Raw genomic sequence first — 23,616 nt, 5'->3', positions numbered from 1 at the left:
GGGCGTTTTTGTTTGCGCAAATCGTCCAACAAAACGACGCTTTTGTTACCGGTCCGGTAATGGTGTTTTGCTCAAAAGGCCCGAAATAGACGCCTCGTTTGCGACCTTGGTAGCGGGACAGGAGTCGGTGTTATTCACTAGACTGCGCATCCTGCTTCCCGTTGCCCGAGATAACAATCCATGTACCGTGACCGTATTCGCCTGCCTTCCTTGTTGGATAAAGTGATGAGCGCCGCCGACGCCGCTGCTCTGATTGAAGACGGCATGACCGTCGGCATGAGTGGCTTCACCCGCGCCGGCGAAGCCAAGGCCGTTCCTCAGGCATTGGCCGAGCGCGCCAAGGTCTCGCCGCTGAAAATCACCCTGATGACCGGCGCCAGCCTGGGAAACGACCTCGACAAACAGCTCACCGAAGCCGGTGTACTGTCGCGACGCATGCCGTTCCAGGTCGATAGCACCCTGCGCAAGGCTATTAATGCGGGCGAGGTGATGTTCATCGACCAGCACCTCTCGGAAACCGTGGAGCAACTGCGCAACCAGCAACTCAAGTTGCCGGACATCGCGGTGATTGAAGCGGTGGCAATCACCGAGCACGGCCATATCGTGCCGACCACGTCGGTTGGCAACTCGGCCAGCTTCGCGATTTTCGCCAAACACGTGATCGTCGAGATCAACATGGCGCACAACCCGAATCTCGAAGGTCTGCACGACATCTATATCCCGACTTATCGCCCGACCCGTACGCCGATTCCGCTGGTGAAAGTTGATGACCGCATTGGCAGCACCGCTATCCCGATCCCGCCGGAGAAGATCGTCGCGATCGTGATCACCAATCAGCCGGATTCGCCGTCCACCGTATTGCCACCCGACGCCGATACCCAAGCCATCGCGGACCACCTGATCAACTTCTTCAAGCAAGAGGTGGCCGCCGGGCGCATGACCAACAAGCTCGGCCCGCTGCAGGCCGGCATCGGCACCATTGCCAATTCGGTGATGTGCGGCCTGATTGATTCGCCGTTCGAAGAACTGACCATGTACTCCGAGGTGCTGCAGGATTCGACCTTCGACCTGATCGACGCCGGCAAACTGAGCTTCGCATCCGGCAGCTCGATTACCTTGTCGAGTCGCCGCAACGCCGACGTGTTTGGCAACCTCGAGCGCTACAAGGACAAACTGGTCCTGCGCCCACAGGAAATCTCCAATCACCCTGAAGTCGTGCGCCGACTGGGTATCATCGGCGTCAACACGGCGCTGGAGTTCGACCTGTACGGCAACGTCAACTCCACCCACGTCTGCGGCACACGGATGATGAACGGCATTGGCGGCTCGGGCGACTTCGCGCGCAATGCGCATTTGTCCGTCTTCGTCACCAAATCGATCGCCAAGGGCGGCGCGATCTCCAGTGTCGTGCCGATGGTCAGCCACGTTGACCACACGGAACATGACGTGGACATCCTCGTTACCGAGATCGGCCTCGCCGACTTGCGTGGGCTGGCACCCCGGGAACGGGCGCGGGTCATCATCGACAACTGCGTGCACCCGGACTATCGCCAGGCCCTGGACGACTACTTCACCGCCGCTTGCGCGATTGGCGGGCATACGCCACATATCCTGCGTGATGCACTGAGTTGGCACATCAACCTGGAAGAAACCGGGCGCATGCTCAAGGCGTAATTGATACAGATGGCGGCTGACGCAAACACAATTTCGTCAGCCTGCCGTTGCCAACCAAAAATCCGTTTAAAACTGTACTGCTGTACTGGTCATTTCCTACCGGAACTGCCTACACTTTCAGACCAAACGAGCAAAAATGCACTATATCGGTGCAGACAGATACAGTTGCCTCAATTTTGACCAGTACACCCCCTATTAACAGTTAACTGGTCCCTCACAATACAGGTGAACTGTATCTACAGAGACTAGGCAAACGAGAGGATCATGGGCACCAGTTAAACCACTACCTAATCCCGCCACAAGCGGAAGGATGTCAATCATGGAACGTACACTCAGTTCCGACCTGTTCTTCGAAGACACTGCTGCAAAAACCCAGGCTTCCATGCCTCTGCGCGTTATCGCCAACCTGATGCTGTGGCAGCGCCGCATCTCCAGCCGCCACCAACTGGCTCGCCTGGATTCGCGTCTGCTGGCTGACGCCGGGATTAGCGAAGCACAACGCTACGAAGAGCTGAGCAAGCCGTTCTGGCGCTAACTTAGCGTCGCTGGCCCTGACCCATCGGGTCCACTGCCAGCATCCCAGATTGAAAAAACAAAGCCCGTCGTGGGAAACCACGACGGGCTTTGTCGTTTTGGGTCCTGAAACCCGAAAAACAAAGGGAGCTCTATAAGACCAGTACAGTTAGTTAATAACTAACACTGTACAAGTACAATTTCAGCGCGGTGTGCCTGTTTCGCAAGAACAGAGGGGATCACCCTGGAGTCTCATTTCCAAGCACAAGGATCGCGCCATGAATAACTTACAAGATGTTTCCGCTCTTGCGTCGCAATCGATACCTCGTTTCACCACACTTCAACATGCGTGGACAACGCTCTTCCGTTGCCTGGAACGGGCCAGAACGCGGCGCTTGTTGGGGCGACTCGACGCGCAGCAATTGTCAGACCTGGGCATCAGCCACGCCGACCGTCTCAACGAACTGGATAAACCGTTCTGGCGCTAATGTCCTGCCAGTACAGACGGGGCTGTTTGAATGGATAAAAGCGCCTAATATTCGATCAGAACGTGGCGAGCGCTGTAGGACAGACGTCTGAACCCGCAGATACCTCGCCACCTCTCCATCGGTTTTCCAAAGGAGTTACACCATGTCCCGTCTTCGCTTTCTCAGTGTCGCAGCCCTGCTTGCCGTGGCTGCCAATGCTCACGCCTCCAGCTTTATCGTGACCACTGACTCTGTCGTCAGAGCGTTAAAGGCCACATCCGATGCAACCACCGACGTCGTTTCATCTTCGTTCAAGGACAACAAGATTGTGCGTGAAGCTCGCGATGATGCCGCCAGCTTCGTCGCCAGCGAAGGCGCCATCCGTGGCGTAAAACTGGAAAGTGCACTCGATTACATTCGCCACCAGTCGCCACAGCTGAACGCATCCGATGCACAACTGGCACAAGCCATCCTGACCATCTAAGCGACACTCCTGACGCGGGACACGCCCAACGTGTCCCTATGTTTCGGCGCTGGCTCTAGCCCGGGTGTTGCGCTAGCCTTGGGACTCGCTTTCAGCTAACGAGTCTCATGCATTTTCATTCAAGGTTGCTGTTCACACCCCTATTGCTTGTGGCCTGCTGGTCGGGCTTGGCACACGCTTTCGATGCCTTCAATCTTTCTACACAAGGCACTGTCGCCAGTGGTTATGGCTCCAGTCTGGTGACCTCCGCGCCCTTCGACCGTAAACTGCTGCTCGCCGCGCACGATGATGCCGCGGCCTTCATCGCCAGTGACGGCCAAATGCGCGGAGCACAGCTGGAATCGGCCCTGATTTACCTGCGCCATTCCCGGCCAAAACTTCATGCAAGCGACCTTGAACTGGCACAAGCAATTCTCGTCCAATAGTTATCCTTGTTTTTCCGGAGTTGTTCCATGCGTAACCCGCTGATTGCCGCCACCCTTGGCCTGCTGTTGTTGGCTGACGTGGCCCAGGCCCATACCCTGGTTGCCACCAGTAACATGCTCATTCGTGCCACTCAGCGCACGCTTGATTTCACCTCGGACACCACCACCTCCATCCGTGACTCGAAGATCATTCGCGAAGCCCACGATGACGCCGCCAGTTTCGTCGCCAGCGATGGCGATATCCGCGGCGCGCACCTCGAAGCGGCCTTCAATACCCTACGCATTCGCGTGCCGGAAGCCCGGGATGCCAGTGACCAGGTACTCGCCGAAGCCATCCTCGCACTGTGAGGCCGTCAGCCGCCTGGCTGCTGGCCGGGGTCATGATGCTAATCGGCAGCACGGCCCACGCCAGCCTGCAATTACAGCTCAAGACTGAAGGCCTCAACCCCGCACAACAGCAAGCCAGCCAGGCATTGCTCGATGAAGCCATGCAGGCGCTGCCGCCACGGTTCATCGAGCAACTGGACCGGCGTATCGATGTCGGCTGGACCGACAATATGCCGAGCAACGCCTACGGCCAGGCGACGCTGGTGTCCGAACTCGACTTGAATCGCAACCTGCTCGCCAGCCTCACCGACGGCAGCGCCGCGACCCGCAAAACCAATCGCCCCCACGGCACCGTCCGCCGCGAAATGCTCGCCACGGTGTTGCACGAACTGACTCACATCTATGATCGTTCGCGCCTTTGGCCAGATGCGGACCGAAAGCTGATTCAACGCTGCACCCGGCGCAACAGCAGTTCGGGACTGGTGGGGATTCCCGATCAGTGCCGTGGCCAGAATGATCGGCGCTTTACCCTTAGCGACGATCCGCGCCTGCTCGACCTCGCTGGCTGGCAACAATACGTCGGCCGTCGCGGTGAACGTGAACAGCACAACCGCCAGATCGCGCGCAGCCCGGACATTTACGAAACGGACAGCCCCAAAGAGTTCGTTGCGGTCAACATGGAGTATTTCCTCCTCGACCCGAGCTACGCCTGCCGTCGTCCGGCGCTGTACCGCTACTACCAGGAACACTTCGGCTGGGCGCCGGCGGCGAAAGACACCTGCGCCAAAACCTTCGCTTTCCTCAACGCCGGCAATGACTTTGCCAAAACACCCCTCGGGCAGGTTGATCCGGAACGGGTCTATGCCGTCGACTACTTGCTGGCCGAAGCCAATCAGAACTGGGTCAGTCGCTGGGGTCACAGCATGCTGCGTCTGGTGATCTGTGCGCCGGGACGACCACGAGGCCCCGACTGCCGTCTCGATCTGGACCAGCATCTGGTCTTGTCCTACCGCGCCTTCGTTGGTGATGTGCAGCTCTCGAGTTGGGACGGACTGGTCGGTAAATACCCGTCGCGCCTGTTTGTCCTGCCGCTCGCCCAGGTTATCGACGAGTACACCAAGACCGAACTGCGCAGCCTGGCTTCGGTGCCGCTGAACCTGTCGCGCAACGAGATCGAAGATGTAGTGGAACGTGCCGCCGAGATGCACTGGAGTTACGACGGCAACTACTTCTTCCTCTCCAACAATTGCGCGGTGGAAGAGCTGAAACTGCTGCGAGGTGGCACCAACAACCCAAAACTGGTCGGGCTCGATAACATCATGCCCAACGGCTTGCTGGCGGTGCTGAAGGGCCGGGGGCTGGCCGACACCAGCGTGCTGGACGATCCACGCGAAGCGCTACGACTGGGCTATCGCTTCGACTCCTTCCGTGACCGCTATCAAGCCATGTTCGACGTCCTGAAAAAGCGCTTACCGATCAAGCAGGACAAAGTCGAGGACTGGCTGGCATTGAAAGCGGTCGAGCGCCGGCAATGGTTCGAGCAGGCTGACCTGCGCACCAGCGCGGCATTGCTGTTGCTGGAACAAGCTGCCTTCCGCCAACAATTGCTGCTGGCCCAGGACGAAGTGAAGCAACGCTACCTCGGCGCGCGGAATCTGGAAAACGGCGGCATGGACAAGGCCAATGCGACCTTGCAACAGCTCCTCGCCAATAGCGGCTACCTCAGTCGCCCGGCTGAACTGCTTGGCAGCGGCGGTTACGGGTTACCCCAACCGAGTGAATGGCAACGCCTGGAATCGGAAAGCAGCCTGCGCCAAAAGCAATTACTGATGCTGACGGGCGATCTGGACAAGGAAGTGCGCGCACTGCTCGAACCGGATCGTGCAGCGGAAATGGCCGCCAATGAAGCCAACCTGAAGCAGGTTGGCGAACATCTACGCAAGCTGCACAAAGCAGCCGGCGGGTTGGAACTGCCATAAGAAAAAGGGCTTCGTGGAATATCCGCGAAGCCCTTTTTTGCCTGCACGTTAAATCAAAGCACCCCTTCCAGCACTTCGTACACGATCCCGGTGCCGACGGCGATCAGCACAATGTCGCCCCCTGCCCGGCGCCATTCGTACCCTGGGTAATACGGCAGTCGACCCAGCGCTCGATTGTCCAGACGCTCACCGTAATAGCCGTGAGGCAATGGCCGGCCGCGTTCCAGATGAATACCCGGAGGTGGCGGCGCACCGCGCACGAAATACTCGTGGTGTTCGTGGATCGTCTGACGCACCGGACCGAAGTCGCGCGGCGGAGGGCCACCGCGATGGTTGTCCTGATGATCGCGGTGATCATCACCATGATTGTCGCCATGGTTATCGTACTGACCCTGTTGCGGGCCGCCGTGGTCGTGATTGTCGCGCTGATCGGCGTTCGCGTGCAGCAACGGGGTCGCGCTCAGCATCAGCACGCCCAGGCTGGCAATCAGACGTTTCGGCATTTTCATCGGGTCTTTCCTCACGGCACCTACAGCAAAAAGGGCTTCAGAACGTAGTCCTGAAGCCCTCGGTCTTGCTGTTTAGTCTGTGCCGCGTGGCGCTAATTCCTCTGTATCAGGAACTTTACCTTCAGCTGACGCGAGCCTTACGCACGCCTTCTGCCAGCGCCGCGCAAAGGCTCAACACGCCATCAATCGCCTGATCCGGTGTCGAAGCATTGGCGATGTGATCGATCAAGGCCGAGCCCACCACAACACCGTCGGCCAAACGCGCAATGGACGCGGCTTGCTCTGGGGTCCGAATGCCAAAACCGATGCTGATCGGCAAATCAGTGTGGCGACGCAGACGGGCAACCGCCTCTTCAACGTGTTCCAGCGTCGCCGCGCCCGCGCCGGTCACACCCGCCACTGACACGTAGTAAACAAAGCCGGAGCTGCCGTTCAGAACGGTCGGCAGGCGCACGTCATCGGTGGTCGGCGTGGTCAGACGAATGAAGTCCAGGCCCGCAGCCTGAGCCGGGTCGCACAACTCGCCGTTATGTTCCGGCGGCAAGTCGACCACGATCAGACCATCAACGCCGGCCTCTTTGGCGTCGGCAATGAAACGCGGTACGCCGTACATGTGGATCGGGTTGAAATAACCCATCAACACCAGCGGTGTCTCGGTATTGCCTTCACGGAATTCGCGAACCATTTGCAGGGTTTTCGCCAGGTTCTGTTTGGCACCCAAGGCGCGGATGTTGGCCAGCTGGATCGCCGGACCATCAGCCATCGGATCAGTGAAGGGCATGCCCAACTCGATCACATCGGCACCCGCCGCGGGCAAGCCTTTAAGGATCGCCAGGGAAGTGTCATAGCTCGGGTCGCCGGCGGTGACGAAGGTCACGAGGGCGGCGCGGTTCTGTTCCTTGAGTTCGGCAAAGCGCGTTTGCAGGCGGCTCATCAGTGTTTCTCCTGCGTCGATTGTTCCATATGGTGCATCACGGTTTGCATATCTTTGTCGCCACGGCCGGACAGGTTGACCACCATCAGGTGATCTTTCGGCAGGGTCGGTGCGCGTTTGAACACTTCAGCCAGGGCGTGGGCGCTTTCCAGTGCAGGAATGATCCCTTCCAGACGGCAGCATTTGTGGAACGCATCGAGGGCTTCGTCGTCGGTCACCGAGGTGTACTGAACGCGGCCGATGTCATGCAACCACGCATGTTCCGGGCCGATACCCGGGTAATCGAGGCCGGCGGAAATCGAGTGGGCGTCGATGATCTGGCCATCGTCGTCCTGCAACAGGAAAGTACGGTTGCCGTGCAGCACGCCCGGTACGCCGCCATTCAGGCTGGCCGCGTGCTTGCCGGTTTCGATGCCGTAACCGGCCGCTTCAACACCAATGATCTCGACGCTCTTGTCGTCAAGGAACGGGTGAAACAAGCCCATGGCGTTGGAACCACCGCCGATGCACGCCACCAGGCTGTCCGGCAGGCGGCCCTCCTGAGCTTGCAACTGATCGCGGGTTTCCTTGCCGATCACGGCCTGGAAGTCACGAACCATGGCTGGATAAGGGTGCGGACCGGCCACCGTGCCGATCAGGTAGAAAGTGCTGTCGACGTTGGTTACCCAGTCACGCAGCGCTTCGTTCATCGCGTCTTTCAGGGTGCCGGTGCCGGCCACGACCGGGATCACTTCAGCGCCCAGCAGCTTCATGCGGAACACGTTGGCTTGCTGACGTTCGATGTCGGTGGTGCCCATGTAGATCACGCAGTCGAGACCGAAACGCGCCGCTACGGTGGCAGTGGCCACGCCGTGCATGCCTGCACCAGTTTCAGCGATGATGCGTTTCTTGCCCATGCGCCGCGCCAGCAGGATCTGGCCGATACAGTTGTTGATCTTGTGCGCGCCGGTGTGGTTCAGCTCTTCGCGCTTGAGGTAAATCTTCGCGCCGCCGCAGAACTCGGTCAGGCGTTCGGCATAGTAGAGAGGGCTTGGACGTCCGACATAATCACGCTGGAAGTAGGCCAATTCTTCTTTGAATGCCGGATCTTCCTTGGCCGCTTCGTATTCGCGGGCCAGGTCAAGGACCAACGGCATCAGGGTTTCGGCGACGTAGCGGCCACCGAACGCGCCAAACAGGCCGTTGGCGTCGGGGCCGGTGCGCAGATTAGTCTGGGTCATGGGTCGCTCCAGTGAATGCGTGAGATGACAATGGACTTAACTCTACCCCTGACGCCCCGCCCTGAAAACCGATAAGATCGCCGCAACCTGTCAGGAAAACTCACAGATTCCATGAGCCACGACCTCCCCCCGCTGAACGCCCTTCGCGCCTTTGAAGCCACTGCTCGCCTGAACAGCGTCAGTCAGGCCGCCGAACAGCTGCACGTCACCCATGGCGCGGTCAGCCGGCAACTCAAGGTGCTCGAAGAACACCTCGGGGTCAGCCTGTTCGTCAAGGACGGTCGCGGCCTTAAACTCACAGATGCCGGCATTCGATTGCGCGACGCCAGCGGCGAAGCGTTCGAGCGGTTACGCACGGTGTGTGCGGAGCTGACGCGAAGCACCGCCGATGCGCCCTTCGTGCTCGGCTGCTCAGGAAGTTTGCTCGCACGCTGGTTTATTCCACGCCTGGGACGGCTGAATGCAGACTTGCCAGACCTGCGCCTGCACCTGTCCGCCGGCGAAGGCGATCTCGATCCACGTCGGCCGGGGCTTGATGCATTGCTGGTGTTTGCGGAGCCGCCATGGCCCGCGGACATGCAGGTCTATGAATTGACCAGTGAGCGGATCGGCCCGGTCATGAGCCCGCGATTCGCCGGCTACGAAAGGTTGCAAGGCGCGCCGGCCACAGCGCTGCTGAACGAACCGTTGCTTCACACCACCTCACGACCCCAAGCGTGGCCGAGTTGGGCGCAGCAAAGCGGCCTCGACGCCAAGGCGTTGAAGTACGGTCAGGGATTTGAGCATTTGTATTACTTGCTGGAAGCCGCTGTGGCAGGACTTGGAGTGGCGATTGCGCCGGAACCGCTGGTGGCCGAGGACGTGAAGGCCGGTCGCCTGGTTGCGCCATGGGGCTTCAGTGAAACCCCGGCGCAACTGGCATTGTGGCTACCCAAGCGCGCCGCGGACGGGCGAGCTCGGCAACTGGCGCAGTGGCTCAAGAACGAACTGCACCGAGCGGATTAATCCCCGCGTTTGCACAGCAGGTAGGCCGCTAGAAGACCCAACGCACCCACGGCAACACCGGCCGTCGTCCAAGGATGTTCCTGGGCGTAGTCTCGAGTGGCGATCCCGGTTTCACGGGTTTTGACTTTGACGTCTTCGTACGCATCGCTGAGCAGATGACGGGAATGTTTCAGCGCGCTTTCTGCGTTGGCTTTCAGGGTTTTGAGGGTTCTACGCGACTCGTCCGACGCATCGTCCTTCAGGCTTTCCAACGATTTCAGCAGACTCTCGATTTCGGCTTCCATGCTTTGCAATGAGGCTTTACGTAATGAAGTGTTGGCCATGATGGCTCTCCTGCATTGATTGAGTGGCGTGTGTGGTTGGGACTTCAGGGGTTGGAGAAAGTGCAGTAAATCTGCACGTCCCTTTCAGATTGGCCGACGCCAGTAAGACGAAAAATCACTGCTAGGCTGTAATTCACACCCAGAGGAGAACGCCATGACTGACCATCACACCTACAAAAAAGTCGAACTGGTCGGCTCGTCCACCACCAGCATTGAAGACGCCATCAATAATGCACTGGCTGAAGCCAGCAAAAGCCTCAAGCACATGGAATGGTTTGAAGTGACCGAAACCCGTGGGCACATCAAGGACGGCAAGGCGGCGCACTTTCAGGTGACGCTCAAAGTCGGGTTCCGGATTGCCAGCAGCTGAGTTTGAGCTAGTCTTCTGAACTTGCGCGCTGGCCGAGTGCCATAGGGAATGGCAAAGCGCTACATGTGTGCATCCGGCAAATGGCTGGATGCCCCTATTGATCCGACCAGGGAATGCAACCGATGAAGAAATTTATTTTGGCAATAGGTTTGTTGAGCCTTGCGGGTACAGCGTTTGCTGGCGGCAAGCCGTGCGAAGAGCTGAAAGCCGAAATCGCCGCGAAGCTGGATGCCAAGGGCGTTGCCGGTTACTCGCTGGAAATCGTTGATAAAGGCGCCGCCACCGACGGGAAAGTTGTCGGCAAATGCGAAGCGGGCGCCAAGGTCATCGTCTACAAGAAGTAGCCTGATCGCGCTTTAAATGAAAAAGCCGACGCAATGCGTCGGCTTTTTTATAGCCGTTTCAAACGTCAGCCCTTCATGACCTGCGCCAGCAGCTCATAGGAGTGGATACGGTCGGCGTGCTCATACAGGTCGCAGGTGAAAATCAGCTCGTCGGCTTGAGTCTGCTCAACCAGCACATCCAGCTTGGCGCGGATTTTCTGCGGGCTGCCCACCATGGCCAAGCCGAGGAAATCACTGACGGCTTCGCGCTCATGCGGCAGCCACAACCCGTCCATGGTTTTCACCGGCGGACGTTGCACCAGACTCTGTCCACGCATCAACGCGAGAATCCGCTGATAAACCGACGTCGCCAGGTAATCGGCCTGCTCATCGGTATCCGCCGCCACCAGTGGCACGCCGAGCATCACGTAGGGTTTATCCAATACCGCTGAAGGCTTGAAGTGATTGCGGTAGACGCGAATCGCCTCATGCATGAAACGCGGTGCGAAATGGGAGGCGAAGGCGTAGGGCAAACCGCGCTCGCCGGCCAATTGTGCACTGAACAGGCTGGAGCCCAGCAGCCAGACCGGGACATTGGTGCCGGTGCCGGGCATGGCGATGATCCGCTGGTCCGGGGTGCGCGGGCCGAGGTAGCGCATCAGTTCTGCCACGTCTTCCGGGAAATCGTCGGCGCTGCCGGAACGTTCGCGGCGCAGCGCGCGGGCGGTCATTTGATCCGATCCGGGCGCGCGGCCCAGGCCCAAGTCAATACGCCCCGGATACAGACTTTCCAGAGTGCCGAACTGCTCGGCGATCACCAACGGCGCGTGGTTAGGCAGCATTACGCCACCCGAACCGACCCGAATGGTCGAGGTGCCACCCGCCAGATAACCCAGCAACACCGACGTCGCCGAGCTGGCGATGCCGTCCATGTTGTGGTGTTCGGCAACCCAGAAGCGGTTGTAGCCGAATTTTTCGACGTGTTGCGCCAGGTCCAGGGAGTTGCGCAGCGACTGGGCCACGCTGCCGTTTTCACGCACGGGCACCAGATCAAGGGTCGAGAACTTGATGTCGGACAGTCGTTTCATAAACCTGCTACTCCAATTGAGGTCGCAGGTTTTTTCTCGTAACCGAAAACCTGCCGAATCCATAAGCGTGTTTCATCAATAAGGGCATATACCCGAGTTTCAATAGCCAAGGCAAAAAAACCTACCTAAACGGTAGGAATTAACCAGATCGGGTGAACTTTGCACCGCCGGCCACCCTCAGAACCCTTAGCAACCGAAAACCACGAAGGCGCGACACGCGTGCCGGGAACTTTAGGAGGCAGATATGGCTATTACGAAGAAAGCATCGGCTCATTGGGAAGGTGACCTGAAAACCGGCATCGGCTCGATCTCCACTGAAACCGGCGTACTCAGAGAGGCGCCTTATGGCTTCAAGGCCCGCTTCGAAGGCGGTAAAGGCACCAATCCGGAAGAGCTGATCGGCGCGGCTCATGCCGGGTGTTTCTCCATGGCGTTTTCAATGATTCTGGGCGATGCCGGTCTCAAGGCTGACAGCATCGATACCCATGCTGAAGTTACACTGGATCAGGTGGATGGCGGTTTTGCGATCACGGCCGTGAAGTTGATCCTCAAGGCTAAAATCCCTGGGGCGACTCAGGCGCAATTCGAGGAACTGAGCAATAAAGCCAAAGAAGGCTGCCCGGTTTCCAAGGTGTTGAATGCGAAAATCAGCCTGGATGCGACACTGCTCAGCTGAGCCACAGTCTCGGATAAAAGATCGCAGCCTCAAGCAGGTTGCGGTCTTTTTTTGCGCTCGGACAAAACCTGACCCGCGAAAATGTGGTCGAATAAATGACAGCAGTGAAAGCGCATTACCCTGCGCACTGCTTCAAAGGAGCTTCAACCATGAAACGTTTTGCCTTGGCCGTTATCTGTTGCGCACTGGCCACATCGGCCCTCGCCGCACCGAAATCCTGTGAAGAACTCAAGAACGAGATCGAAATCAAGATTCAGGCAAACGCCGTGCCCTCCTACACGCTGGAAATTGTCTCGAAGGAAGAAGCCGAGAAGCACGACATCGCAATGATTGTCGGCACGTGTGACAACGGTACCAAAGCCATCATCTATCAAAAAAATGACCGCTGATTTGCCTCACATCAGGCAATAGGACTCACTGTCTTCAGCGACGATCTCGCGCTTGGCGTTGTACAACCGGGCACCAGGCGTAAACACGATCGACTGGCCGACCAGCACATAACGCTGACCGGCTTCGAAATGATCGTACTTGATGGTCAGGTAGCACAGCCGTTCCGTTGGACCGTCCATGACCCCCAACCCGCCCCCACCGGGAATTTCAAAGTCGAATCGAACGAGCAACACGTGGCTGCCGGGCGTAACCTGGAAAAAGCGCCCGTCGTTCAACCGCTGTTTATCCAGTCGCTCGGCCATCAACAACTTGTCGTTGGGGAATGGCGTAGAAAAGTCGACCCAGGCCATCTGCGGATTAACCGCTGGCAACGGGCTCTGACAGCCAGCAACCACACTGGCGGCGAGCAACAGCATCAACCTGCGCATGATGAATGTTCCACTGATTCGGACATTCAGCATAACGCTGATCAGGTGTGTTGGCAGCCTGCCGGTGTGCCTTGGCCAATCACTTTGCGCTGCTGGTTATAGAGTTTTGCCCACGGCCGAAAACCGATGTTCCCCGCTTGCAGCTGATAGCGTTCACCAGCGTTGAAGTCGCTGAATTTCACATTCAGCTGGCAGTCACGCCACAACGGCTCGGCGTCAGGACCGATATTGGTCGGCTGAACCGCGAACTGGTAGCGCACCGTCAGCTCATGACTACCGGGCTGCACCTGGAAATAGCGCTTGTCGTCGGAGGCTTTGTCATCGACTTCCACTGCTTGCAGTGCCGTGTCTTGCTGTTTTGATTCCAGGTCAATCCACGCTTGCGCCGGATCGTGGTGAGGGAATCCGAATCCAGCACAGCCCGTCAGCAACAACAGGCCCCCCGTCAGCATCAACTTGTGCATAGCGCAGCTCCAGTCAGGCGGGATAGTCTTGCGGGCAGACTTTCCAGGGATGATTTTATTTTGATCAGGCCGTTTCCAAGCCTTGGGTTACTTGATCGCGTTTTGCGCGTTTTGTTTCCGGGTGTGTTGCTTTTGTTGCTCAACGGTTGCGCCAGCGTCAGCTATTACAGCCAATTGGCCAGTGGCCAGCTGCAATTGCTGCGGGCCCGTGAGCCGGTTGCCGAGGTGATTGCCGATCCATCCCGCGATCAGAAACTTCGTGCGCACCTGGCCCAATCGCAAAAAGCCCGGACATTCGCCAGTGAGCATCTGCACCTGCCGGACAATCAAAGCTATCGCCTGTACGCCGATATAGGCCGTCCGTTCGTGGTCTGGAATGTCTTCGTCACCCCGGAATTTTCCCTGAAGCCGCAAAACCATTGCTTCCCGATCGCCGGCTGCGTTGCCTATCGCGGCTACTACAGCCAGAGCGCCGCCCGAGGCGAGGCCGCCGTGCAGCGCCTGCAAGGTATGGACGTTTCGATTGGGGGTGTCGAGGCGTACTCGACGCTTGGCTGGTTCAACGATCCGATCATCAGCTCAATGATGGGCTGGGGCGACGAGCGGCTGGCGACCCTGATTTTCCATGAGCTGGCGCATCAACGTGTTTATGTGAAGGACGACACCGAGTTCAACGAGTCTTTCGCCAGCTTCGTCGAGCAGGAAGGCACGCGCCAATGGCGTGCATCCCGAGGCCTGCCACTGGACAACGGCGCACAGGTGCGGCGCCGGGATCAATTCACCCGATTGGTGCTGGAGACTCGCACTCGCCTTGAAACGCTTTACGCCCTGCCCTTGCCGACGGACCAGATGCGCCAGCGCAAGGCCGCTGAGTTCGAGCGACTGCGCAGCGAATACCGGCAGTTACGTGACAGCCAATGGGCGGGGGACAGACGCTATGACGCCTGGGTTAATGCGCCGATGAACAATGCCCGGCTGGTGCCGTTTGGGTTGTATGACCAATGGGTACCGGGGTTTGCGGCGTTGTTTCAGCAGGAGGGTGGGGATTGGGTGAGGTTTTATGCGGCGGTTGAGCAGTTGGGAGCGTTGCCGCTTGAGGAGCGCAAGGCGGCGTTGAAAGCCTTGGCAGAATCAAAGAATTACAGCGGCTGAAAAGGCCTCATCGCGAGCAGGCTCACTCCTACAATAGCCCTGTGTTCACAGATCCAATGTAGGAGCGAGCCTGCTCGCGATGGCAATCCAACTAGTGCTGCAAAAACGCCCGATGCATCTCATCCAGCGTTTCAAAGTGATAAGTCGGTGCTTCTGCACTCAACTCTTCGTGGCTACCAAACCCGTACCCCACAGCCGCCGAGTCCAGTCCATTACTGCGCGCACCGATCAGGTCATGCTTACGATCGCCAATCATCAGGGTATTGGCAGGATCCAGCCCCTCTTCAGCCATCAAATGCGCAATTAACTCGACCTTACTCGTCCGCGTCCCGTCCAGCTCACTGCCGTAAATCACCTTGAAGTGCTTGGCGAAATCAAAGTGCCGGGCGATTTCCCGGGCAAAGACCCATGGCTTGGACGTCGCGATGTATAGCTGACGCCCTTGCCCACCCAAGGTTTCCAGCAGCGGGGTGACGCCGTCGAACACGCGGTTCTCGTAGAGGCCGGTGACCTTGAAACGTTCGCGATAAAAACTCACCGCCTCCCAGGCCTTGGGCTCATCGAAGTCGTAAAACTGCATGAACGCCTGCAACAACGGCGGGCCGATGAAGTGTTCGAGCTTGGTCAGGTCAGGCTCATCGATGCCCAGTTTGCTCAGGGCAAACTGGATCGAACGTGTAATGCCCTCGCGCGGGTCGGTCAGGGTGCCATCGAGGTCGAATAAAACGGTTGGGTAATGCATGAATAATCCTGGGCAATAGCGGGGCGGAGTCAGAACTGGTCGTAACCTTCAGCCAGATGCAAATCCTTGAGCTTCGCGTAATTCGCCGCGCTGTAGGTAAAAAAGGCTTTTTCCTTGTCGGTCAGCGAGCGGATCTGTTTCACCGGGCTGCCCACATACAGGAAGCCGCTATCCAGACGTTTGCCCGGTGGCACCAGGCTGCCAGCGCCGATGATCACGTCATCCTCGACCACTGCACCGTCCATGACGATGCTGCCCATGCCGATCAGCACCCGGCTGCCCACGCTGCACCCGTGCAGCATGACTTTATGCGCGATGGTCACATCGTCGCCGATCAGCAACGGAAAACCATCGGGATTGAACGGGCCGGCATGGGTGATGTGCAGCACGCAGCCGTCCTGAACACTGGTACGCGCGCCGATGCGGATGCGGTGCATGTCGCCGCGGATCACTGTCAGCGGCCAGACAGAGCTGTCTTCGCCGATTTCAACGTCGCCGATTACCACCGCCGATCCGTCGACAAAAGCGCCTTTGCCCAGCAGCGGCGTGTGGTTCTGGTACTTGCGAAGGTTCACGATAGGGTTTCTCTCTGTTGCTGATAGCTGCGGTGAGCGTCGATTGTAATTAAGATGGCCGCATGTTTCTTCCAGCCAAGGTGCCAACCGTGAGCGTGAACAACCCTCTTTTGCAGTCCTACGACCTGCCGCCGTTCTCGGCGATCCGTGCCGAACACGTGCAACCGGCCATTGAACAGATCCTGGCTGACAACCGCGCCGCCATTATCGAGATCCTCAAGACCCAGGGCAAACAACCGACCTGGGCCGGCCTGGTACTGGCGATGGACGAGCTCAATGATCGCCTGGGCGCCGCCTGGAGCCCGGTCAGCCATTTGAATGCCGTGTGCAACAGCGCCGAATTGCGTGAAGCCTACGAATCCTGCCTCCCGGCCTTGAGCGCCTACTCCACCGAGCTGGGCCAGAACCGCGAACTGTTCGAAGCCTTTGAAGCCCTGGCCAACAGCCCGGAAGCCGCCGGTTTCGATGTGGCGCAGAAAACTATCCTGGAACACTCCCTGCGCGACTTCCGTCTGTCGGGTATAGATCTGCCGGAAGCCGAGCAGAAACGCTACGCCGAAGTGCAGAGCAAGCTCTCGGAACTGGGCAGCCGTTTCTCCAACCAACTGCTCGACGCCACTCAGGCCTGGACCAAACACGTCACCGATGAAGCCACCCTCGCCGGCCTGACCGATTCGTCCAAGGCGCAAATGGCCGCCGCCGCACAGGCCAAGGGCCTGGAAGGCTTTCTGATCACCCTGGAATTCCCGAGCTACTACGCGGTGATGACCTACGCCCAAGACCGTGCCCTGCGCGAAGAAGTCTACGCCGCCTACTGCACCCGTGCGTCGGACCAGGGCCCGAATGCCGGTCAGAACGACAACGGCCCGGTCATGGAAGAAATCCTCGACCTGCGTCAGGAACTGGCCAGACTGCTTGGCTTCGCCAGCTTCTCCGAACTGAGCCTGGCCACCAAAATGGCTGAATCCAGCGATCAGGTGCTCAGCTTCCTGCGCGACCTGGCCAGGCGCAGCAAGCCATTCGCCGCGCAAGACCTGGAACAGCTCAAAGCCTACGCCGCCGAGCAAGGCTGCCCGGACCTGCAAAGCTGGGACAGCGGTTTCTACGGCGAGAAACTTCGCGAGCAGCGTTACAGCGTTGCCCAGGAAGCGCTTCGCGCCTACTTCCCGATCGACAAGGTGTTGGGCGGCCTGTTTGCCATCGTGCAGCGTCTGTACGGCATCGAGATTGCCGAACAGAAAGGCTTCGACACCTGGCACCCGGACGTTCGCCTGTTCGAAATCAAGGAAAACGGCCAGCACGTCGGCCGCTTCTTCTTCGACCTCTATGCCCGCGCCAACAAGCGCGGTGGTGCATGGATGGACGGCGCCCGTGACCGTCGCCGCACCGCTGAAGGCGTGTTGCAAAACCCGGTGGCCAACCTGGTGTGCAACTTCACCCCGGCCGACAGCGGCAAGCCTGCGCTGCTGACCCACGATGAAGTCACCACCCTGTTCCACGAATTCGGTCACGGCCTGCATCACCTGCTGACCCGCGTCGAACACGCCGGCGTTTCCGGCATCAACGGCGTGGCCTGGGATGCGGTCGAGCTGCCGAGCCAGTTCATGGAAAACTGGTGCTGGGAGCCGGAAGGCCTGGCGCTGATCTCCGGTCACTACGAAACCGGCGAGCCCCTGCCTCAAGACCTGCTGCAGAAAATGCTCGCGGCGAAAAACTTCCAGTCCGGCCTGATGATGGTGCGTCAGCTGGAGTTCTCGCTGTTCGACTTCGAACTGCACGCCACCCATGGCGATGGTCGCAGCGTGGCGCAGGTGCTCGAAGGTGTGCGTGACGAGGTGTCGGTCATGCGTCCACCGGCCTACAACCGTTTTCCGAATAGCTTTGCGCACATCTTCGCCGGTGGTTACGCGGCGGGTTACTACAGTTACAAATGGGCGGAAGTACTGTCGGCGGATGCGTTCTCGAAGTTCGAAGAAGAAGGCGTACTCAATGCCGAGACCGGTCGAGCGTTCCGCGAAGCCATCCTGGCCCGCGGTGGTTCCCAGGAGCCGATGGTGCTGTTCGTCGACTTCCGTGGCCGTGCGCCTTCGATTGACGCACTCTTGCGCCACAGCGGCCTGAGTGAGGACGCGGCAGCATGAGTGAGGGACCTGTGATTACCAAAAAACGCTTTATCGCCGGGGCGGTCTGCCCGGCATGCAGCGAGCCGGACAAACTGATGATGTGGAACGAAGACGAGGTCCCGCACCGCGAGTGCGTGGCCTGCGGTTATTCCGACACGTTGAATGAACAAGGTCTGTCCGTACCCAAGGAATTGGGCACGCGGGTCAATACGTCGGCGCTGAAAGTGCCGGACGCCAAGGTTCAGGCCGTGCAGTTTTTCCCGAACCCCAAGCTGAAGAAAAAGCCGGACGAGCAACACTGATCGACCACCCACTTGCGCCTCTTCAGGAGGCGCAAGCTGATGTCCTTCACAAGCTTGCCGCTATTCGACGTGAGCGGACTGGAACCAACTCTTCATCGAACACATGGCGAACGCGCTGGTGCTGCAATCGCCATTGGCCAACGCGGTGCGAAGCTTGTCGACATCGGCCTGCATCATGTAACGCACACCATCCTTGAAATGAGTACTGTCGCCAAAGCCGCCCTGTGTCATCTCGCTCAAGGCGTCTTCCTTGCTCCAGCCCTGGATCACGACCCGGTACATGGCCGCCATCAACCCCGTACGATCCGACCCGTGCTTGCAATGCATCAGCACCGGGCCGTGGGACTCGGCCGTCTGAATGGCACGAAGGGCCTTGAGTACGTCCGCGTCATCCACGTGATTGGTGCGGTAGGGCAACTGGACCTGGGTGATCCCTGGTGTCGACAGCCAGCTTTTATCCGACTCGGGCAGGAAATTGATGACGGTTCCTACCTTCAGCTTTTCCAGCAAAGGAACGGCTCCGCGGTCGGGCAATGCGCTGCGATAGAGCGTCGGGGACATTCGAAAGAGGTTGTATTGCACCTCGACCGATTGAGCCCACTCAGCCGGGCGGGGTGAAGCGCTGTCATCCGCATGGGCCAGGGTCAGGTTGAAAAGTGCAGCCATTGAAAGCAAAAACGTCGCAGGCAAGAGGCGCAGTCGGGACATGCTCGGACAACCCTGTTGAATAAGTACCGCGTAGTTTCTGCTGTGAGCAGTCAAAGGCCTGTGAGCCATCCGTCAAAGAATCGTGAATTGAACAGAGGCCCCCGTTTGTTCTTGTTGCCTATAAATTCCACTCATAAAAAACGACACGGATAAGTTCCGTGTCGTTTTAGAAGTCATCACTGGACCCGTGGCTTTTCAATAGTCATTGACTGCAGTAGTCAAGCTGCAATCAAGGATTAATAATCTTTGCATACGCCTTCGCCAACGCAATCAAAACAACTTTGTCTTGCGCGTCGATTGCACCATCCCCGTTGACATCAGGTGTGTTGGTCATGTTGAAGGTGACGCCTCCATCATTCGACACGGCCTCGCGGGTGCTGGAGTCCAGCAGAGAATAGGTGAGCGCTCGGTTTTCAGGATCATAACCTTCTTCCTTTAACGCAAACTGCATGGAAACCCTAACTTCTTTTGGACTAACGATAGAAGGCGGCTGCAGTTGTAAAAACACACCGCGTTGATTGTAGCCAGACATTTATTAAATCCTTTTAATAGTGAGCACACGACAACTTCGTGTGAAGCGAAGAATACTGACAACAGAGAATAAAGTGCCACGCACTTTATGTTTCTCATAATGACGAGGCGCGAAAGTTGTCAGGTGCCGAACGGCACTGGTCGATGGCGCCAAGGCCGTATACTGTATGCACATACAGCTAAAGGATCTTGTCGATGGCTCCCCCTTTGCCACCTCGCGGTCGCGGCACCGCCACCAACCCGCACAACCGCTTCGCGCCAAATCGTTCGGTGGTCGAGGATGACGGCTGGTATCAGGAAGCGCCGGTCACCCAAGGCACCGAGGTGCGCATCGAAACGGCGAAAACCATCATTACCCGCAACAACTCGCCAGACTTGCCCTTCGATCGCTCGATCAATCCCTATCGCGGCTGCGAACATGGCTGCATCTATTGCTATGCGCGTCCAAGTCACGCCTATTGGGACATGTCGCCGGGGCTGGATTTCGAAACCAAACTGATCGCCAAGACCAACGCCGCGGATGTGCTGGAAGAACAACTGAGCAAACGCGGCTATCAATGTGCACCGATCAACCTGGGTTCCAACACCGATCCGTATCAGCCCATCGAGCGCGAGCACAAAATCACCCGTAATACCCTGGAAGTGCTGCTGCGCTACCGTCATCCGGTGACGATCATCACCAAAGGCTCGCTGATTCTTCGTGACCTGGACCTGCTGGCCGAACTCGCCAGCCAGCGACTGGTCGCGGTGATGATCAGCCTCACCACGCTGGACGATGAACTCAAACGCATCCTCGAACCGCGCGCCGCCGCACCCAAGGCCCGGTTACGGGCGATTCGCGTGATGCGTGAAGCGGGTATTCCGGTTGGTGTGTTGTGCTCGCCGATGATTCCGATGATCAACGACAGCGAACTCGAGAGCCTGCTGACCGAGGCCCATGCTGCCGGTGCGCAGAGTGCGGCCTATATGATGTTGCGCCTGCCACTCGAGGTTGCGCCGCTGTTTGAAGAATGGCTGGCGGCCCACTATCCGCAGCGTGCCGCTCATGTGGTGAGCCTGATCCGCCAGAGCCGTGGCGGGGAACTCTATGACAGCCGATTTGGCTCCCGGATGCGCGGTGAAGGACCATTCGCCGACCTGCTGGCGCAACGGTTTGCCAAAACCATCAAACGCCTGGGGCTCAATCGCCGGGAAGGTTTCGATCTGGACTGTGAAGCCTTCTGTCCGCCGGGTCGCCAGATGTCATTGATTTGAGGACAATTGGCCTATGGTGGAGCAGTGGGAAACGAACAGCCCACTCAGGCCGGTCACGTTTTTTGTGATCTGGAACACACGTTCTAGAGCGTTTGATTCAGTTTGAGTTAAGTTTCGACCGCTACCTTGTTCATCGAGTGACTGATGGGTCGGATTTTGCGACCTGAATGTTTTTTAAACAGCCACTGGCTTCACACCGGACAAAACAGGACACTTCCCTGACTCCGCCTATGAGGATGAATTCATGAGTGACAAGGATAAACAGCCGTTGGCTGCGTCGGCTTCAGCCCAACCCGAGGCGGAAACCGCCGATGCAGCGCTGCAGCACATCGTTGACGGCTTCTTGCATTTCCATCACGAGGTCTTTCCACAGCAGGAAGAGCTCTTCAAAAAACTCGCCACGGCCCAAAGTCCCCGGGCGATGTTCATCGCCTGCGCCGACTCGCGCATCGTTCCTGAACTGATCACCCAAAGCGCCCCCGGCGATCTGTTCGTGACCCGTAACGTCGGCAACGTTGTGCCACCTTACGGGCAAATGAACGGTGGTGTTTCCACCGCCATCGAGTACGCGGTTCTCGCCCTCGGTGTGCAACACATCATCATTTGCGGGCACTCCGACTGCGGCGCGATGCGCGCGGTACTAAACCCGCAGAGCCTGGAAAAGATGCCGACGGTCAAAGCCTGGTTGCGTCATGCCGAAGTGGCAAAAACCATGGTCCAGGAAAATTGTCATTGCGCTGATGAAAACGAAAGCATGCACATCCTCACCGAAGAGAATGTGATCGCTCAGCTACAGCATTTACGCACGCATCCATCGGTGGCCTCGCGCATGGCCAACGGTCAGCTGTTCATCCATGGTTGGGTCTACAGCATCGAAACCAGCGAAATCAAAGCTTACGACGCGGACCAGGGGTGTTTCCTGCCGCTCGATGGCAGCCATCCGATTCCGGTGGCAACACCCAAAGCGCGTTTCTAACACCTCCTAAATCCCCGTGTGGTTGAGTCGAGGCTGCAAATTTAGCAGCCCGGCTTCGCTATGCCTGAAAAATGTCGGGAGCTTCACTATGCGTGCTGCGCAACTGAAAGCTGTTTTGCCTCGGGAGCTGCTGGCCTCGGTGGTTGTGTTTCTGGTCGCCCTGCCCCTATGCATGGGCATCGCCATCGCTTCAGGATTGCCGCCCGCCAAGGGCTTGATCACCGGAATCATCGGCGGTCTGGTCGTGGGTTGGCTGGCCGGTTCGCCGCTGCAAGTCAGCGGCCCGGCGGCAGGCTTGGCGGTTCTGGTGTTTGAACTGGTTCGCCAGCACGGCGTCGCCATGCTCGGCCCCATTCTGCTTTTGGCGGGGTTCCTGCAATTGGTGGCCGGGCGCCTGAAGCTCGGCTGCTGGTTTCGGGTCACGGCGCCAGCGGTGGTATACGGCATGCTCGCCGGGATTGGCGTGCTGATTGTGCTGTCGCAGGTGCACGTCATGCTCGACGGGGTGCCCAAGCCTTCGGGGCTGGATAACCTGGCGGCCTTTCCAGCCGCGGTGATGCAAGCCCTGCCGTCGCTCGGCTGGCAAGCCGGATTGCTCGGGCTGTCGACGATGGCGGTGATGGGGTTGTGGGAAAAATTCCGGCCTCATTCGTTGCGCTTCGTTCCGGGTGCGCTGCTGGGCGTAGGGCTGGCGACGGTCGCCAGCCTGATGCTCGCGCTGCAGGTCAAACGCGTGGAGGTCCCCGCCAACCTGGCCGAGGCCATCGATTGGCTGAAACCCGCTGACTTGCTCAATCTGGCGGACCCAACGTTGTTGGTCGCCGCGTTCGCCGTAGCGTTTATCGCCAGCGCCGAAACCCTGCTGTCGGCCGCTGCGGTAGACCGCATGCACAGCGGCCAGCGATCCGATTTCGACCGGGAATTGTCGGCGCAAGGCGTGGGTAACATGCTCTGCGGGTTATTGGGTGCATTGCCGATGACGGGCGTGATCGTGCGCAGTTCGGCCAACGTGCAGGCCGGTGCTACCACGCGACTGTCGGCGATCTTCCACGGTTTGTGGCTGCTGGCGTTCGTGTTGTTGCTGTCGAACGTGCTGCAGAGCATTCCGGTAGCGAGCCTGGCGGGTGTGCTGGTTTACACCGGCTTCAAACTGGTCGATCTCAAGGCCTTTCGAGGCTTGGGCCGATATGGCCGGATGCCGATGTTCACCTACGCGGCGACTGCGCTGGCAATCATCTTTACTGACCTGCTCACGGGTGTGTTGATTGGCTTCGGCCTGACGCTGGCCAAACTGGCGTGGAAGGCTTCGCGATTGAAAATCAGCCTGATCGATCTGCCCGCAGAGGGAGAAATGGAATTACGACTGACCGGCGCAGCGACCTTTCTCAAGGTGCCGGCGCTGACCCAGGTGCTGGGCACCATTCCCGCCGGTGCGACGGTGCATGTGCCGCTCAATAATCTGAGCTACATCGATCACTCGTGTCTGGAGTTGCTGGAGGAATGGGGTCGGGCGAATGCAGCCAAGGGTTCGTCGCTGTTGATTGAAGCGCGAGGGTTGAAGCGCAGGTTGGAGGGGCGGTTGCGCACTACATCCGGCGTAGGTGCTGCCGGATAAATAACCCTGTGGGAGCGAGCAAGCTCGCTCCCACAGGGG

29 protein-coding genes are annotated in these 23,616 nt (G+C 58.6%); 18 read left to right on the top strand and 11 right to left on the bottom strand.

All coding sequences use genetic code 11. From position 1 onward, the window contains the following. Positions 1 to 180 precede the first annotated feature (180 nt). From J2X66_RS08185 to J2X66_RS08155, 7 genes are all read left to right on the top strand, one after another. Entirely contained in the window at positions 181 to 1,674 is a 1,494-nt protein-coding gene (locus J2X66_RS08185; RefSeq protein WP_310263040.1) for an acetyl-CoA hydrolase/transferase family protein, read from the top strand. A gap of 319 nt (positions 1,675 to 1,993) precedes the next feature. Beyond that, on the top strand, positions 1,994 to 2,209 hold the full coding sequence (locus J2X66_RS08180) for a DUF1127 domain-containing protein (protein WP_007947887.1): 216 nt from the start codon (positions 1,994 to 1,996) through the stop codon (positions 2,207 to 2,209). Positions 2,210 to 2,465: 256 nt separating this feature from the next. After that, positions 2,466 to 2,675, top strand: a complete 210-nt coding sequence (locus J2X66_RS08175) for a DUF1127 domain-containing protein (protein ID WP_310263038.1) — start codon at positions 2,466 to 2,468, stop codon at positions 2,673 to 2,675. Between the two features lie 142 nt (positions 2,676 to 2,817). Beyond that, positions 2,818 to 3,138 (top strand): DUF2388 domain-containing protein, encoded by a 321-nt coding sequence (locus J2X66_RS08170; protein WP_027926103.1) that lies wholly within the window; start codon positions 2,818 to 2,820, stop codon positions 3,136 to 3,138. A gap of 107 nt (positions 3,139 to 3,245) precedes the next feature. Next, entirely contained in the window at positions 3,246 to 3,563 is a 318-nt protein-coding gene (locus J2X66_RS08165; protein WP_310263035.1) for a DUF2388 domain-containing protein, read from the top strand. 27 nt (positions 3,564 to 3,590) lie between these two features. After that, complete coding sequence (locus J2X66_RS08160) at positions 3,591 to 3,911, top strand: DUF2388 domain-containing protein (protein WP_027926105.1); 321 nt, start codon at positions 3,591 to 3,593, stop codon at positions 3,909 to 3,911. Further along, positions 3,908 to 5,869 carry a DUF4105 domain-containing protein gene (locus J2X66_RS08155; protein WP_310263034.1) on the top strand — a complete coding sequence of 654 codons (1,962 nt, stop codon included), beginning with the start codon at positions 3,908 to 3,910 and terminating at the stop codon, positions 5,867 to 5,869. Before J2X66_RS08160 ends, J2X66_RS08155 begins: the two co-directional genes overlap by 4 nt. A 53-nt stretch (positions 5,870 to 5,922) precedes the next feature. On the opposite strand, the gene J2X66_RS08150 is transcribed toward J2X66_RS08155, so the two are convergent. The 3 genes from J2X66_RS08150 to trpB all read right to left on the bottom strand — a co-directional run bounded on the left by J2X66_RS08150 (position 5,923) and on the right by trpB (position 8,532). Further along, a complete protein-coding gene (locus J2X66_RS08150) occupies positions 5,923 to 6,378 on the bottom strand; it encodes an anti-virulence regulator CigR family protein (RefSeq protein ID WP_059181873.1) in 456 nt (151 codons plus the stop codon). A 121-nt stretch (positions 6,379 to 6,499) separates the two neighbouring features. Beyond that, entirely contained in the window at positions 6,500 to 7,312 is an 813-nt protein-coding gene (trpA, locus tag J2X66_RS08145) for a tryptophan synthase subunit alpha (RefSeq protein WP_027926108.1), read from the bottom strand. After that, on the bottom strand, positions 7,312 to 8,532 hold the full coding sequence (gene trpB, locus J2X66_RS08140; protein WP_310263031.1) for a tryptophan synthase subunit beta: 1,221 nt from the start codon (positions 8,530 to 8,532) through the stop codon (positions 7,312 to 7,314). The genes trpA and trpB overlap by 1 nt, the downstream gene beginning before the upstream one ends. Before the next feature lie 111 nt (positions 8,533 to 8,643). Between trpB and J2X66_RS08135 the strand changes: the two genes are divergently transcribed. Continuing rightward, entirely contained in the window at positions 8,644 to 9,537 is an 894-nt protein-coding gene (locus J2X66_RS08135; RefSeq protein WP_027926110.1) for a LysR family transcriptional regulator, read from the top strand. Here J2X66_RS08135 and J2X66_RS08130 read toward each other — a convergent pair. Then, positions 9,534 to 9,860, bottom strand: coding sequence for a YqjD family protein (locus J2X66_RS08130; protein ID WP_140665532.1), 327 nt, complete (start codon positions 9,858 to 9,860; stop codon positions 9,534 to 9,536). The genes J2X66_RS08135 and J2X66_RS08130 overlap by 4 nt on opposite strands. Before the next feature lie 154 nt (positions 9,861 to 10,014). Between J2X66_RS08130 and J2X66_RS08125 the strand changes: the two genes are divergently transcribed. Both J2X66_RS08125 and J2X66_RS08120 read left to right on the top strand, forming a co-directional pair. Further along, positions 10,015 to 10,230: a dodecin gene (locus J2X66_RS08125; protein ID WP_310263027.1), complete on the top strand. Its 216-nt coding sequence runs from the start codon at positions 10,015 to 10,017 to the stop codon at positions 10,228 to 10,230. Between the two features lie 122 nt (positions 10,231 to 10,352). Continuing rightward, positions 10,353 to 10,574: a DUF1161 domain-containing protein gene (locus J2X66_RS08120; protein WP_310263024.1), complete on the top strand. Its 222-nt coding sequence runs from the start codon at positions 10,353 to 10,355 to the stop codon at positions 10,572 to 10,574. Between the two features lie 65 nt (positions 10,575 to 10,639). Here the strand turns inward: J2X66_RS08120 and J2X66_RS08115 are convergent, their stop codons facing one another. After that, the gene (locus tag J2X66_RS08115; RefSeq protein ID WP_310263022.1) at positions 10,640 to 11,641 is read right to left on the bottom strand and encodes an LLM class flavin-dependent oxidoreductase; all 1,002 of its coding nucleotides are present in this window, start codon (positions 11,639 to 11,641) and stop codon (positions 10,640 to 10,642) included. A 244-nt stretch (positions 11,642 to 11,885) separates the two neighbouring features. Between J2X66_RS08115 and J2X66_RS08110 the strand changes: the two genes are divergently transcribed. Then, entirely contained in the window at positions 11,886 to 12,317 is a 432-nt protein-coding gene (locus J2X66_RS08110; protein ID WP_310263020.1) for an OsmC family protein, read from the top strand. Between the two features lie 149 nt (positions 12,318 to 12,466). After that, complete coding sequence (locus tag J2X66_RS08105; RefSeq protein ID WP_310263018.1) at positions 12,467 to 12,706, top strand: DUF1161 domain-containing protein; 240 nt, start codon at positions 12,467 to 12,469, stop codon at positions 12,704 to 12,706. 6 nt (positions 12,707 to 12,712) lie between these two features. Here the strand turns inward: J2X66_RS08105 and J2X66_RS08100 are convergent, their stop codons facing one another. Both J2X66_RS08100 and J2X66_RS08095 read right to left on the bottom strand, forming a co-directional pair. Beyond that, positions 12,713 to 13,135 (bottom strand): hypothetical protein, encoded by a 423-nt coding sequence (locus J2X66_RS08100; protein ID WP_027926116.1) that lies wholly within the window; start codon positions 13,133 to 13,135, stop codon positions 12,713 to 12,715. Positions 13,136 to 13,176: 41 nt separating this feature from the next. Beyond that, the gene (locus J2X66_RS08095; RefSeq protein ID WP_027926117.1) at positions 13,177 to 13,599 is read right to left on the bottom strand and encodes a hypothetical protein; all 423 of its coding nucleotides are present in this window, start codon (positions 13,597 to 13,599) and stop codon (positions 13,177 to 13,179) included. Between the two features lie 60 nt (positions 13,600 to 13,659). On the opposite strand from J2X66_RS08095, the gene J2X66_RS08090 reads away from it, so the two are divergent. After that, the gene (locus tag J2X66_RS08090; protein WP_310263017.1) at positions 13,660 to 14,751 is read left to right on the top strand and encodes an aminopeptidase; all 1,092 of its coding nucleotides are present in this window, start codon (positions 13,660 to 13,662) and stop codon (positions 14,749 to 14,751) included. Positions 14,752 to 14,842: 91 nt separating this feature from the next. Here the strand turns inward: J2X66_RS08090 and J2X66_RS08085 are convergent, their stop codons facing one another. Both J2X66_RS08085 and J2X66_RS08080 read right to left on the bottom strand, forming a co-directional pair. After that, on the bottom strand, positions 14,843 to 15,493 hold the full coding sequence (locus tag J2X66_RS08085; protein ID WP_310263016.1) for an HAD family hydrolase: 651 nt from the start codon (positions 15,491 to 15,493) through the stop codon (positions 14,843 to 14,845). 29 nt (positions 15,494 to 15,522) lie between these two features. Beyond that, on the bottom strand, positions 15,523 to 16,068 hold the full coding sequence (locus tag J2X66_RS08080; RefSeq protein WP_310263015.1) for a gamma carbonic anhydrase family protein: 546 nt from the start codon (positions 16,066 to 16,068) through the stop codon (positions 15,523 to 15,525). Positions 16,069 to 16,130: 62 nt separating this feature from the next. Here J2X66_RS08080 and prlC point away from each other — a divergent pair, with 62 nt between their 5' ends. Both prlC and J2X66_RS08070 read left to right on the top strand, forming a co-directional pair. Further along, positions 16,131 to 18,209 (top strand): oligopeptidase A, encoded by a 2,079-nt coding sequence (prlC, locus tag J2X66_RS08075; RefSeq protein WP_310263013.1) that lies wholly within the window; start codon positions 16,131 to 16,133, stop codon positions 18,207 to 18,209. Further along, positions 18,206 to 18,493 carry a YheV family putative zinc ribbon protein gene (locus J2X66_RS08070; RefSeq protein ID WP_008152496.1) on the top strand — a complete coding sequence of 96 codons (288 nt, stop codon included), beginning with the start codon at positions 18,206 to 18,208 and terminating at the stop codon, positions 18,491 to 18,493. The genes prlC and J2X66_RS08070 overlap by 4 nt, the downstream gene beginning before the upstream one ends. 60 nt (positions 18,494 to 18,553) lie before the next feature. Here the strand turns inward: J2X66_RS08070 and J2X66_RS08065 are convergent, their stop codons facing one another. Both J2X66_RS08065 and J2X66_RS08060 read right to left on the bottom strand, forming a co-directional pair. Next, the gene (locus tag J2X66_RS08065; protein ID WP_310263011.1) at positions 18,554 to 19,201 is read right to left on the bottom strand and encodes a dual specificity protein phosphatase family protein; all 648 of its coding nucleotides are present in this window, start codon (positions 19,199 to 19,201) and stop codon (positions 18,554 to 18,556) included. Positions 19,202 to 19,430: 229 nt separating this feature from the next. After that, on the bottom strand, positions 19,431 to 19,733 hold the full coding sequence (locus tag J2X66_RS08060; protein WP_310263009.1) for a hypothetical protein: 303 nt from the start codon (positions 19,731 to 19,733) through the stop codon (positions 19,431 to 19,433). Positions 19,734 to 19,927: 194 nt separating this feature from the next. Between J2X66_RS08060 and J2X66_RS08055 the strand changes: the two genes are divergently transcribed. The 3 genes from J2X66_RS08055 to J2X66_RS08045 all read left to right on the top strand — a co-directional run bounded on the left by J2X66_RS08055 (position 19,928) and on the right by J2X66_RS08045 (position 23,577). Then, positions 19,928 to 20,986, top strand: a complete 1,059-nt coding sequence (locus tag J2X66_RS08055) for a PA0069 family radical SAM protein (RefSeq protein WP_310263008.1) — start codon at positions 19,928 to 19,930, stop codon at positions 20,984 to 20,986. Between the two features lie 244 nt (positions 20,987 to 21,230). Next, entirely contained in the window at positions 21,231 to 21,962 is a 732-nt protein-coding gene (locus J2X66_RS08050; protein WP_027926126.1) for a carbonic anhydrase, read from the top strand. An 88-nt stretch (positions 21,963 to 22,050) separates the two neighbouring features. Continuing rightward, positions 22,051 to 23,577: a SulP family inorganic anion transporter gene (locus tag J2X66_RS08045; protein WP_310263005.1), complete on the top strand. Its 1,527-nt coding sequence runs from the start codon at positions 22,051 to 22,053 to the stop codon at positions 23,575 to 23,577. Positions 23,578 to 23,616: the final 39 nt, after the last annotated feature.

It is taken from the genome of Pseudomonas sp. 3296, assembly GCF_031456615.1.
GTDB classification, from domain to species: domain Bacteria; phylum Pseudomonadota; class Gammaproteobacteria; order Pseudomonadales; family Pseudomonadaceae; genus Aquipseudomonas; species Aquipseudomonas mucoides.
Note: the sequence above shows the minus strand (reverse complement) of the source record. Positions and strands in the feature narration are given on the sequence as shown.